Annotated in this window: 9 protein-coding genes and 1 pseudogene; 5 read left to right on the top strand and 5 right to left on the bottom strand. The window is 39.5% G+C overall.

All coding sequences use genetic code 11. The features are described from left to right. The first annotated feature begins 170 nt into the window (after window positions 1-170). A pseudogene (locus tag GQR45_RS12190) lies at window positions 171-1,144 on the top strand (transposase). Between the two features lie 292 nt (window positions 1,145-1,436). Here the strand turns inward: GQR45_RS12190 and GQR45_RS12185 are convergent. The 5 genes from GQR45_RS12185 to GQR45_RS12165 all read right to left on the bottom strand — a co-directional run bounded on the left by GQR45_RS12185 (window position 1,437) and on the right by GQR45_RS12165 (window position 6,584). After that, entirely contained in the window at window positions 1,437-2,039 is a 603-nt protein-coding gene (locus GQR45_RS12185; protein ID WP_165726073.1) for a thiamine biosynthesis protein ThiC, read from the bottom strand. Between the two features lie 353 nt (window positions 2,040-2,392). After that, complete coding sequence (locus tag GQR45_RS12180) at window positions 2,393-3,094, bottom strand: metal-dependent hydrolase (RefSeq protein ID WP_165726072.1); 702 nt, start codon at window positions 3,092-3,094, stop codon at window positions 2,393-2,395. 163 nt (window positions 3,095-3,257) lie between these two features. Next, complete coding sequence (locus GQR45_RS12175; protein WP_165726071.1) at window positions 3,258-4,886, bottom strand: sensor domain-containing diguanylate cyclase; 1,629 nt, start codon at window positions 4,884-4,886, stop codon at window positions 3,258-3,260. Then, window positions 4,873-5,319, bottom strand: a complete 447-nt coding sequence (locus GQR45_RS12170) for a hypothetical protein (RefSeq protein WP_165726070.1) — start codon at window positions 5,317-5,319, stop codon at window positions 4,873-4,875. Before GQR45_RS12170 ends, GQR45_RS12175 begins: the two co-directional genes overlap by 14 nt. A gap of 2 nt (window positions 5,320-5,321) precedes the next feature. Further along, window positions 5,322-6,584: a hypothetical protein gene (locus GQR45_RS12165; protein WP_165726069.1), complete on the bottom strand. Its 1,263-nt coding sequence runs from the start codon at window positions 6,582-6,584 to the stop codon at window positions 5,322-5,324. A gap of 363 nt (window positions 6,585-6,947) precedes the next feature. Here GQR45_RS12165 and GQR45_RS12160 point away from each other — a divergent pair, with 363 nt between their 5' ends. Genes GQR45_RS12160 through GQR45_RS12145 form a run of 4 tightly spaced genes read left to right on the top strand, consistent with a single transcriptional unit; the run spans window position 6,948 to window position 12,654 of the window. Further along, window positions 6,948-7,760, top strand: coding sequence for an ATP-binding cassette domain-containing protein (locus tag GQR45_RS12160; protein ID WP_346774201.1), 813 nt, complete (start codon window positions 6,948-6,950; stop codon window positions 7,758-7,760). Next, window positions 7,760-9,208: a DUF3526 domain-containing protein gene (locus GQR45_RS12155; protein ID WP_165726068.1), complete on the top strand. Its 1,449-nt coding sequence runs from the start codon at window positions 7,760-7,762 to the stop codon at window positions 9,206-9,208. The genes GQR45_RS12160 and GQR45_RS12155 overlap by 1 nt, the downstream gene beginning before the upstream one ends. After that, complete coding sequence (locus tag GQR45_RS12150) at window positions 9,205-10,518, top strand: DUF3526 domain-containing protein (protein WP_165726067.1); 1,314 nt, start codon at window positions 9,205-9,207, stop codon at window positions 10,516-10,518. The genes GQR45_RS12155 and GQR45_RS12150 overlap by 4 nt, the downstream gene beginning before the upstream one ends. 24 nt (window positions 10,519-10,542) lie before the next feature. Continuing rightward, a complete protein-coding gene (locus tag GQR45_RS12145) occupies window positions 10,543-12,654 on the top strand; it encodes a TonB-dependent siderophore receptor (protein ID WP_165726066.1) in 2,112 nt (703 codons plus the stop codon). Window positions 12,655-12,669: the final 15 nt, after the last annotated feature.

Genomic DNA, 12,669 nt, shown 5'->3' with positions numbered 1-12,669 from the left:
ACTATAAGCCATTTAAGCAGGACTTTGCTCTTTTCCCGTTTTAGTGGAGACTGTAGTGGTCAATAATGGAATTAACAGTGGAATTAACAGTGACACCCATCCTAGATTTTTCTCTTTTCAAAATTTAGGACTACGTTTTAGTTAGTGCAAAAAAACGAGCAGGGTGTCTTATGGCAATTGCAAGAAAGCGTCAAGTAAGTTTGGTTGATACAAAATACTATCACTGTATTTCACGCTGTGTTCGTCGTGCATTTTTATGTGGAGAAGACCGTTTTACTAGTCAATCTTACGAGCATCGACGAGGGTGGGTTGAAGATAAGCTGCTTGAATTAGCAAAGGTATTTTGTATTGATGTGTGTGCTTATGCTGTTATGAGTAATCACACTCACTTAGTCCTGTATGTAGATGATAATCGAGCAAACAGGCTGAATGATAAAGCGATTGTTATCCGCTGGCATAAACTGTGTAAAGGCACAGTGTTAACGCAGAAATATGTTCGAGGTGAGAAGTTAAGTAAAGTTGAGCTCATCTTTTTCAACCAAACGGTTAAACAATACCGCGAACGCTTATCAAGTATCAGCTGGTTTATGCGGCTCTTAAATGAAGACATTGCGCGCAGAGCAAATAAAGAAGACAACTGCACTGGTAGGTTCTGGGAGGGTAGATTCAAATCGCAGGCATTACTAGATGAAGCAGCACTTGCGGCCTGTATGGCCTATGTCGATTTAAATCCCATTAGAGCTAAAATGACTAACACACCAGAAGAGTCAAACCATACCAGTGTACAAAAGCGTTTAACATGCGCAGCAGAAGGTAAACAACCAAAACAGTTACTACGTTTTGCTGGTATGCTCGTCAGATTATGCCCAAAGGGCTGCCGTTTGAGCTTAAATCGTACCTTGAACTTGTTGAGCTAACAGGGCGAATAATACGAGAAGATAAACGCGGGCATATTGATAATATGAACCTTCCTTTGTTAGAAAGGCTTAATATATCCCCAGAGAACTGGCTAAAACTCACTACGCAATTTACGCGCGTATTTCATGGTGCAGTAGGCAGACCCACTTCACAAGCAAGTTACTGTGAAAATTTAAAGCGTAAACGGCGATCAAATATTAGCAACTGCGAAAAGCTACTCGCATAAAACTTAAGCTACTCAGTAAAACTATTCAGTAATAAATCACAACTGCATTATGCAGTTATTTTCATGCGTGTAATTTAGGTTTAATAGGGCTAATTACTCATTTAACGGATGAAATAAAGTGACCCAGTCATAAAAGATAAATTTTGAACTTGAAGAGCGAATTTTTTGGCATAGTTTTGTTTGTTCAATTAAAGTGGCTGTCTAGTTTAGTCATCGGCGAATTAGCATTTCTAATACACGCCGATGTTTATGACTTATTTAAGTAAGCACATTACTTGTAAGGTATTAAGCCTTAGTCTGCTTTACGGTAAAGGCTTATTAAACATATTGCTAAAAGTAACGTTGCAATCATGCCCGAAGCACCAGCAACACCTGATGGCATAAATCCATCACGGCCAAAGATGATTAATATAGCATTGGCAAACATAGCAACCACACCAGCTAAGGCAGTAAGCCCTCCAATCGCTTTGCCGCCTTTAGCTATAAAAGACAGGCCAAAAACAAGAGCTGCTAACCCTAATAATAATTTAGCTGCGTAGTAAATCATGAATGACAAAGAAACCACGCCACTAATTAAAGGTTGTGCGCCTTCTACGGCACCCGCTACTTTTCCAAATGTTGAAAACAAAGTAAGGCCAATGCTTACCTGCACTATGTTAAGAATTGCGCTAAATGTTATAGCCGACCATCCTAGCTGAGAGTTTTGTGCTTGCACCATAGCAGAACCCGCAAAGGCAACAAGTAGAGTGAAAAGCACGGCTTCTAGTCCCCATGCATACTGCCTTGAAAAACTAATTTCTGCACTGTAAAGGGCAGTAAAAACAGCCTGTGTTATCGCTAACACCAACAATAAAGATGCCGCAATTAGCATGGTGCGTTTATTCGTAAATTCCATTATGTACCTCTTATAATTTTATATTTTATGCTTTAAAAAGCTGTAATAGCTCTCATACTTGGGTAGAAGACAGGTAAAGCTATTTAATTATTTCACTCAAACCTACAAAAGTAATAATTAATAACAAATAGGCTCAAGCTACGGATTTTAATTAAAACTTAAATCGGCAAAGTCGTTGTGATTCAAGCCATTTATGCCTCTAAAAACGCTGGGTCTCACACCCTCTTAGTGAATTAACTTTTAGATTACTAAGAGGGCATTTTACACGTATTCTAGCAATGGACATAAGTGACTTTGTAAAAGCCACTTATTGTAGTCAGGCAATGCTGTAAAAGAGCTTAAAACCTACTTTGTTAAGATAGAAATATAAAGTGAGACCAATCACTTAACGCTGTGATAGTTTGTTCTGTAGGGGGCGCAACATAGATTAAACCTGCAATGGCAACTATTGATGCCAACGTAATTAACTTATTATCGAAGTCAGCTATTTTTAAAGCGGTGCCAAAAGAGCGTTTAATTCTGACATTACTTAAATCTACACTGTAAATTTCATCCAGCAATAAATGAATTAATCCGCCTAGTAAAATAAACCCACCCGTTAACCAGGCAAAGACGGCAGCTTGTGTGGTTGATTGGTCATTCAGTTTCCATGTTACTTGAGTCGTTAATAGCGCGCATAACAGTATAAATAGTAAAGAGTGGCAACTACCTCTATGTACTGTGATCCATTCAAAAATTGGTCTAATAATATATTTCATAAACCCGTACACCAATAACGGCACTACGATTAACTCGATAAAGCTAATTTCAATAATGAGCTCGGTGGTTATGTAATGCAGTACCAGTAATACAGCGCTGAGTGCGAATAAGTTAAAAATAGTATCGAGTGATGTTGAGTTATCTGAATCTATATCTGGTAATAAGCCGCCGATTGAGCCTAAAAACCATAACCAGAGTGCGCCCTTTAATTCAATATGTCCTGCAGATAATAAGGTGGCTGAGGCTAAGCCTGTGATGATTACGGCAGTATTAAGATGAGTATTGAAGTTTGCCATTGTATCTCTTGATAGGAAAATAGGGGGGCATTCTATCAATTGAAAAGTTTATTGTTCAATGTTCTTTAAAAATTGGGCTTAAATAACCTGGGCTCTGTTTATAAATCACTCTCTAGTAGCCATTTTTAGTGCTAACTGCGTTGAAAGAGCTCAATTAACCCTCTTACTTTTTAAACTCGTCATAAAATGCAATTTGCGCGCGGCCAGTTTCTTTTACGTGGTAGAGCATTTTGTCACCATTGATCATTAATTCGAGTAGTTCATCACCATCATTAGGGCCTACTGCAATACCAATGCTTGCACCCACGGCGCATGTTTTATTTTGTGAAATATAAATGTCTTGTTGTAGCTCATTTAGCAAAGCGATTGATTGCTCACGCGTGGCTGCTTTGTTGTAGGTATTAACCTGCCTTGCAACAATAAACTCGTCACCGCCTAGGCGGATGCATATGTCGGTTTCTTGGTTAAAGTGCTTTTTAAATCGGTGTGCTATTTCAATAAGTACTTTATCACCGGCTTCGTGGCCGTAGGTGTCGTTAATGGGTTTAAACTTATCTAAATCAATCATCATTAGTACTAGGTGCTGATTGTGTTTAATGCACTCGCGCAGTGCTTTTTTAAGGCGCTTTTCGCCGGCTCGGCGATTAAGTAGGTCAGTAAGTGGATCGTGATCGGCTTCAAAGCGGGTTTGAAATTCGCGTTCGGCGCGCTCAGTTACATCATGTAAAATTACTTCAACTAAGTGTTCTTGTTGAGCGCTACGCTTTGTTTCACGTTGCTCTGTTAATCTAACAAATAAGCAGTGCAACCAAATGGTTTTATGGCCCACTTTACACTCTATATCTAAGGTTGCTTGTGGTGGGTTTTTATCACAACGAATATCTGCAAGCAGGCTTTGTAATTCATCAACGTTATTTAACAGAGCAGGAAAGTGCAAGGTTGATAATTCTTCTTCGCCGGGTACGGTAAAGTAATGTTTAAACGCGGGATTAAAGGTGGTGATAATATTTTTGTCATCTAATAAACAAATACCGGCGCTGGCTTGTTCAAAAATAAGTCTAAATTTAGCTTCTAGTTCTTGAGTTTTTTTACGAAGGGATTGCTCATTACTAATGGTTAGCTTTAACTCATGCATTAAGGCATTTATACCTTGTGTTAGCCTGCTTATTTCGTCTCGCTTACCTTGCTTGAACTCTAGCATTGTCATGGTTTCGGGATTGGTAGGATCAATTGTCGCAAAGCTGTCTGTTAGGTTTTGAATAGGCTGAGTGAGCCATTTGCGTACAACCAGCGACACAAAAAAAGCGATGACGATTGATTGAATCAGCATTAAAATAAATTCTTTTATAAGTGATGACTGTGCTTGTTGTTCAATAAAGTTATCGTCGGGGTATATGGCCAGTACACCTATAAAAGTGTCTTCTATAAAGGGGTGAACTAATTTAATTAAAACAGCTTCTTTTTTCTTGTTAGTAGAGCCACTTGCAATAAATAAATCCATTTCTCCTTTTGGGTTTACTTCTCCTTCTAAGCTTGCACCTTGCACTAGATCATTACTTAGCAAGCCATTAATAATTTCTTGGCTTAATTCACGATCGTTTAGGTAGGCTGCTATGGCGGCTGTTTTTCCCATTGTTTGTGCTAACTGCTGCACGAGTAGGTAATTGGTATTTTTCTTTTCTTTAAGACTCGAGTAATAAGAAAGTGTTGACGATACTAACGTGACTACAATGGCGACAATAGCGATTGATAGAGCAACGCGTACGTAGAGTGCTTGGCTAATTTTTATCAAATGTGTATACCACTTTTACTGCGTCTGTAACTTGCGATTGAGGAATATAACCAATTGCAAATTGTGATGCAGCTATTTTGTTTAACGCGTCTTCAACGGATGTTGACGGTGATGGAGGCTTTGCACGCCCTGAAAATAATAACCTTGCCCAATAAGCATTAATTTTTTGCTCATCTTTGTTGACTAGTTGCAGGTAAAAATCATTTTTTAATGTTGATTGCGCCGGTAAATCAAGTGGCTTAGAGGTTTCACCATCAGGAAACGTTAAATAACGGCCCATGTAAATATCAATAACTTCGCGCTTAGACAAGGCGTTAATTGTATTGCTTTTATTTACCACTACTACAAACTCTGTAGATTTGGCATTAACACTAACAAGAAGCAGGCAAAGCGGCAGCAACACATAAAGGAGTGAGTTACGATAGCTCATCATTGTTAAAACACCATACTAGCGTTCAAACTTAGCATATGTACTTTGTGGCCTTTGTCTACATCGGAAGGATTACTAAGACTCCATAAACCCGCGCCTTCGGGCTTTATATCAAAGCGGTCTAGTTGAGCTTTTAGCGCTAATCGCTCCGACAGTTGCCATTTTACACCTATGTTAATTGAATGCTGATGAACATAAGGCACCTTAATAGCAGCCTGTGTTGCAAGTGCTAGCTGTTGTATTGGCTCTGAAATTTGATCGGATATGCCTGGTGAAAAAACAGGTTCGTTTACTTGTATAACATCGTGACGATTTTTTGCTGCTGAAAAGCTAGTGTAAAATATTGCATTGTTTACCCTATAACCAGCGCTAATATAAGTGCTGAATACTGATGGAGCTATTATCCAATCGGATTCCGAAATACCTACTTCAGATTGAATAAGCCAATTATTATGATCGTAGGTAAGTCCAAAAGCCGCGTATTCTATACTGTGGCCTTTGGTATTAAATTTGTTAGATATCGTTTGTGCTTGTGGCCATATACTTTGTGGGACAGCGTCTAGTAAAGCTAAAAACTCATCTAGTGAGTCCAGCTTATAGTCACCAAAATCAGACTTTGAAAGTGAAAAGCGCACTGTCCAAGAATCCAGTGAATAGGTAGCACTAAAGGTGGTTAAATTATCAAAATCAATAAAAAAGTCGTCATTATAGGCTTTTAACTTTGCTGTAGAGCTTCCATATGCGAGCTTTAAACGTAAAAAACCTTCATCAATGGCTTTACTGTATTCAATATCCACACCGTCGTAATTTCCTGCAATGTTTGCAAAAGAGTAGTATTCGTGAGGAGGGCGGATCCACAAATAGGCGTATCCTACATAAGGGTATTCGGAGAGTAAGTAAAGGTCGCTGTTTAGCCTGCCAGCACGAATAGCCCAATGGCGTGATGGGCGGTAACGTACAAAAGCGAGTTCTAAAAAGTTATCAAGACTTTTGAAGCTATGATCTTGTACTACTACTTGAACCACAGAGTCCCAATTTTTTGAGAGCGATATATTAGCTTGCCCACCTAAAATTGAATCACGCGTTGCTGAAAAGCCTGTATCGTTTTCGTTTAAATAATTTGATGCAAAGCCGATATCTGAATCGTCAGTGTAACTGAGTGTTAAAGATGCAAAACCACTAAATTGCACGTCTATTTCATTTGCATCGCTTTTATTAGCAGCAGAAATTACCAATATGGCTATGGCAATTGTACCTCGGAACAACATGTTAGCGCTTATTTTTATGATATGGATAATAAAAAGATAGCACATTTTTTAAAATTACCAACTTACCCAACATAAGATTTTACCAAAGGCGTTAGCATGGCAAAGCTAAAAAAATTACACTCTTTATGCTTGGTTTTTAATTTACGTTAAATTGTAAATAAACACACATAACACCATCATAAATTCCACTTAAAAGTGGCTATTTTAAGTTGCTTTAATTTTTACCTCTTAAAGTAATAATTTATTAACTAAGTAACCATAATTATCTTATTTGTTAACTGTTGGGATGTTATATTGTTGCAATTACTATTTGATATAGTATAACATTCACATCTATGTAATTTCCCTAAATAGAGTTTGAGTGTGACAACACCTACCACGATTAATAAAACACCAACAATTGCCCCTAAAACTTTTGATAAACAACTTAGCAATTCAGAAGCCGACCTGAGTGATGCGATGATTGAAGTGAGTTCTTTAAATTTTAGTATTAAAAATAACGCTATTTTAAAAAACTTAAGCTTTAGTGTGGCTGCAGGTGAGGTTTATGCGCTACTTGGTGGTAATGGTGCGGGTAAATCAACCACGTTAAAAACGTTACTTGGGTTTAATAAACCAACCGAAGGCTCTGTAAAAGTAGCGGGTAAAGAGGTGAGTAAAGCGCTTGATTTTGTGCGAGGTAAAACAGCGTATTTGCCAGAGTCGGCTACGTTATATCCGCATTTAACAGCTCGTGAAAATGTTGAATATTTTTTATCACTCGCTGATATTAAAAAATCAGATGAGCAAATTAACGCGGCTTTTAATCGAGTTGCATTGCAACACGATGCATGGGATCGCCACATGCAAACTTATTCAAAAGGTATGAGGCAAAAAACAGCAATTGCACTTGCGATACTGCGTGAAGCACCCATTTTTTTACTTGATGAGCCAACCTCTGGTCTTGATCCTGTTGCTATTGATGAATTTAATCAACTTGTACGAGAGCTTGCATTAACGGGTGCGACCATTTTAATGGTTACCCACGATGTATACGGTGCCTGCCAAGTCGCTAATCGAATTGGTTTACTTAAAAACGGTGAGCTGGTGGGTGAGTTTGATGCGCCCCAAAGTGGGCGTATAGATACCGAGCAAGTACACGCTGCGTTTGGGCATCACGCTAAAAGAGGTGCTTAATGAGTATAAATAACTTTTCAAAGGTGGTGATTGTTGCCAAAGATGAGTGGCGTTATTGGCTTCGCTCAAAATTAGCAATGACCGTGCTTGCTATTGGTTTGGTGCTCACGCTTGCTTCGGTAATTGTAACGGCTATTACTATGATGGAGCTAAGCCATACTCGCCATGAGTTACAAACAACAAGCGATAAGAGCTTTGTTGATCAACCAGACCGCCATCCACACAGAATGGTGCATTACGGGCATTATGCATTTAGAACGCCTTCGCCACTTAGTACGCTAGACCCTGGTATTGACGCTTATACAGGCAACTCTATATTTTTAGAAGGGCACAGACAAAACAGCGCAATGTTTGCAGATAGTCGCCAAGGGACTGCATTAACTAAATTAGGCAGTTTAACGCCTGCATTTATTGTGCAAACACTCGCACCTTTATTATTAATATTAATTGGCTACAGCGGTATTAGCCGAGAGCGCGAATCGCAAACGCTTTCTTATTTGTTATCGCAAGGTACATCGGGTGTAACGCTAATTGCAGGTAAAGGATTGGCGCTACTTTCTGTTGTGGGCTTAATTTTAACTCCGCTTACGGTATCGGCTTTATTTACGGTTGCTGCGGGCGAAAGCTTACTGGCAGTTGTAAGTTTTGTTGTTGGCTACGCTTTATATTTAACTGTGTGGGTATTACTGATTTTACTGGCATCGAGCGTGTTTAGTAAAAATAGTGGTAGCTTTACCGCACTTGCCTTTGTGTGGATTTTACTGTGTATTGTTATGCCACGCGTAGCAAGTACCAGTGCCTCAACGGCGGTGCCATCTGCCGGTAAAATAGAAACAGACTTTGCTGTAAAAGCACAACTTAGAAAACTAGGTGACGGCCATAACGCAAACGACCCCGCATTTATGCAATTTAAACAATCACTCCTTAATAAATACAACGTTAAAAGTATAGATGAGCTACCGATTAATTTTAGAGGATTAGTAGCCAGCGAATCTGAAGCAAAATTGACTAACGTACTAAACAAATTTGCCGAGCAACGTATGCAAGCAGAGCTTAAACAAACGAAGGTATCTCGTTATTTTGGCTGGGTTTCACCTATGGTGGCTATTCGGTCGTTATCGATGATAGTGGTAGGGACGAGTATTGAAACTCATCACCGCTTTTTGCGTGAAACCGAACAGTTGCGTTTTGACTTTGTGCAAGGGCTTAACAAAGTTCATGTAGAAAAGCTTAGCTACCAAGACGATATGAACCGCAATGCCAGTACCGAAGCAACTAAGCAAGCTCGTGTAAGTGCACAAAATTGGCAAGTACTGCAAAACTTTACTTTTAATGTAGATAACGCACAAGTGAGAGCACAGCGAAGTATCCCAGCATTTTTACAGTTATTTATTTGGATTGCAGTGCTGTTAGGCGGTATTAAATTTGTAGGGAAGCGTTTGTTATGAGTTATGTATTTTCACAGCTAATTCGTGAATGGCGTTTTTTACTTCGTCAAAAATATTTAGTGATATTACTAGCATGTACATTTGCTATATCGGGGTTTGCAGTTTTCAGCGGCCTTAGTGAAGTAAGCCAGCAACAACATACTATTGAGCGTTTAAAAACGGCTGATTTAACTGAATTAGCTAACGTACAAAATAAATACAGTGATGCTGGTTCGCTTGCCTATTACAGCTTTCATTTAACGTATTCAGCACCTTCAAATTTAGCGTTTGCTGCTTTAGGCGAGCGTGATATTTATCCGTGGAAACATCGGCTGAACTTACTTGCCCTAGAGGGACAAATTTATGAAAGCGATTCACAAAACGCAGAGCTAGCGCAGGCAGGTAAAATTGATTTTGTATTTGTAATTAGTGCATTAGCACCGCTGATAGTTATTTTACTATTTCATGATTTATTTGCTAATGAGCGAACAAGTGGTAGGCATGACTTATTAGTGACAACGGCTAAGTCGTACTTTGCATTATGGGGGGCACGTATAGCTGTAAGGTTAATAGCAGTAATAGTGTGTTTAATGTTGCCATTTTATGTAGGTACATTGCTTAGTCATTCGGCCCTTGCTGATGTGGGGTTTGTTACTTTTATATGTGTAATTTACATTGCGTTTTGGACTTTGCTCAGTGTGTGGTGGGGCAAAAATGCCAACAGTGCGCCGCGTGTTGCTTCAACATTAATCGGTTTTTGGGTGTTAGTTGCCTTTATTATTCCTATTTTAGGCGATTTAGTTATAAACAAAACGGTTCACTCACCAAAGGGCGGCGACATTGTGCTTACTCAGCGTGAGGCGGTTAACGATGCATGGGACTTACCAAAGAAAACCACAATGGATGCTTTTGTAGCGTCAAATCCACAGTGGAAAGATCATGTTGATATGCAAAGCGAGTTTGAGTGGAAATGGTATTACGCATTTCAGCAAGTTGGAGACGAAAAAGCAGGTGAACTTTCACATGCTTATCGTGATGCAGCGCATACAAAGTATCAACTAGCGGGGATTGTATCGTGGTTTTCACCACCACTATTGCTACAACGCAGTTTTACCCGATTGGCGAGCACTGATGCTTTAGCTGCATTTAGATATGAATACCGTATGCGAGGATTTCATAAAAGTTTAAGGGAGTTTTACTACCCTTGGCTGTTTATAAAAGACAACCCACCTAAAGCTGCGCTTAAGAGTATGCCTAGCTTTAAAAAAACAATGCTTAATGAAACGGATGAGCCTGACGTTACAGGCGTTAAGCTAAAAGAAAATTTATGAGTCAACTAATTAACAAGGTTTATAATGAATACCAATAAAAATGGGCTAAAGCTCAGCTATTTAAGCGCATGCTTAGTCAGTTTGTTTAGCAGCCACGCTATGGCTGCTGAACAAACCCCAAAGGATGACAGCGTAAATAATAGCTCTATAGAAAGATTGGCAGTGATTGGCTCGCGCCAAGCTTATCAAGGTAATTTTAGCCCTTTAGAAACACCGCAATCAGAATTAAAAATAGACTTAGAAGCGCTTGAAAACGCAGGTGCGATAAATTTAAATCAAGCGCTTGATTTATCGGCATCGGTAGCGCGTCAAAATAACTTTGGCGGGCTTTGGAATAGCTTTGCGCTACGCGGCTTTGTAGGCGATGAAAACTTGCCAAGCAATTACCTTGTTAATGGGTTTAATGCCGGGCGTGGTTTTGGTGGCTCACGTGATTTGTCGGGTATTGAATCGGTTGAGGTGTTAAAAGGTCCACGTGCTGCTTTATTTGGCCGTGGTGAACCTGGCGGTACAGTAAATCTCGTTACTAAGCGCCCAACGTTTGATACAAGCGGCGAGCTAAAGCTAAGCGTAGGCAGCTTTGACACCTACCGCGCTGATGTAGATTACACCACGCCCCTTAGCGACGACGTAGCAATTAGACTGGTTGGTTTTTATGAAGACGCAAAAAGCTTTCGCGATACAATAGAAACAACTAAACAAGGCTTTAGCCCATCAATAACATGGATTATTAATGATAATAGCCAACTAATATATGAGCTTGAATACAGTGACCAAGAGGTCCCTTTTGATAGAGGCGTATTAGCCATAAATAGCGAACTTGGTTTAATACCACAGAGCCGCTTTTTAGGTGAGCCAGGTGATGGCCCAATAGAGGCTGACGTACTTGGCCATCAATTAGAGTTTATTCATGACTTTAATGATAATTGGAGCGTATTGCTGGGCGCTAACTACCGTGATACCTCGCTTGAAGGGTTTGCTACCGAAACTGGTTTTGCAGGTGTTGTTGATAGTGAGGTAAATCGCTTTAGGCGCTACCGTGATTACAATGCAAAATATCAGGTATTTAGAGCCGAAGTGACAGGTAATTTAGAGGTTGCAGGGTTGGATCACCGTTTAATAATTGGTGTTGATTCTGATAAGTTCGAAAATGATCAATTTGTTCTTCGTGTACGTGGCGATCAGTATATAAATGTTTTTAATCCTGTATATGGAGCGTATGAGTTACCTACGCCAACGGCCAATACCGATAAGTTAGAAGTGCAGGAGTCGTTAGGTGTATTTATACAAGACCAAATAAGCCTAACCGATAAGCTTGATGTACGTATTGGTATACGTTTTGATGACTACCAGCAAACACTTAATAACCGCTTAGCTGATACACAATCAAAACAAAATGAGTCACGTGTTAGCCCCCAGTTAGGTGTTGTGTATGAGGCGAGCGAGTTTGTATCTGTTTATGCCGCTTATGGCGAAAACTTTAGGCCTTTATCAGGCACTGATACAAATGGCGATGGGTTTGAACCAAATCAATCTACTTCAACAGAGTTGGGAGTTAAATTTACTTTAAACGATGGCGCTTTATTTGGCACTATCGCGATGTTTAAAGTAGAGCAAGACAACATGCTGGTGGTTGACGATCCCACTGCATTTACCTTTGCTGCAATTGGCGAAGCACAAAGCAAAGGCATAGAGATTGATGTAAACGGTGAGCTAACGGATGATGTAAGCCTATGGTTATCGTATGCGTATGTTGATGCAACTATTGAAAACTCATTTTTTGATGCTAACTTTGGCTATACCGTTGAAGCGGGTAGTTCTTTATTAAATATTCCTAAACATCAACTTAGTTTACAGCTTGTTAAATCAGCCGAGTTATATGGCAAAGCAATTAAATTTGGCGCAGGTTTAGTTTATGTAGACTCTCGAAACGGTTTTTTTGGTACCGACTTTGAGCTACCAAGCTATACAACAGCGCGTACGTTTATAGATATTGATGTAACTAAGGCTATTGGCTTGCGTGCAGAGGTTGATAACCTGTTTGATGAAACCTATTACACTAACTCATTTGCTGATGCCTGGGTTCAACCGGGCACACCCAGAAGTGTAAGGCTATCTGCAACGTATAAGTTTTAAACGTAAACTAAAACG

This window comes from Pseudoalteromonas sp. SA25 (assembly GCF_011378705.1).
Lineage (GTDB): Bacteria > Pseudomonadota > Gammaproteobacteria > Enterobacterales > Alteromonadaceae > Pseudoalteromonas > Pseudoalteromonas arctica.
The sequence above is the reverse complement of the archived record's forward strand: the minus strand, read 5'-3'. Positions and strand labels throughout refer to the sequence as shown.

Excerpts from the sequence above, each read along its gene's own strand:
- GQR45_RS12185 (WP_165726073.1), bottom strand. The coding sequence starts at position 2,039 with ATGGAATTTACGAATAAACGCACCATGCTAATTGCGGCATCTTTATTG.
- GQR45_RS12180 (WP_165726072.1), bottom strand. The coding sequence starts at position 3,094 with ATGGCAAACTTCAATACTCATCTTAATACTGCCGTAATCATCACAGGC.
- GQR45_RS12170 (WP_165726070.1), bottom strand. The coding sequence starts at position 5,319 with ATGATGAGCTATCGTAACTCACTCCTTTATGTGTTGCTGCCGCTTTGC.
- GQR45_RS12165 (WP_165726069.1), bottom strand. The coding sequence starts at position 6,584 with ATGTTGTTCCGAGGTACAATTGCCATAGCCATATTGGTAATTTCTGCT.
- GQR45_RS12155 (WP_165726068.1), top strand. The coding sequence starts at position 7,760 with ATGAGTATAAATAACTTTTCAAAGGTGGTGATTGTTGCCAAAGATGAG.
- GQR45_RS12150 (WP_165726067.1), top strand. The coding sequence starts at position 9,205 with ATGAGTTATGTATTTTCACAGCTAATTCGTGAATGGCGTTTTTTACTT.
- GQR45_RS12145 (WP_165726066.1), top strand. The coding sequence starts at position 10,543 with ATGAATACCAATAAAAATGGGCTAAAGCTCAGCTATTTAAGCGCATGC.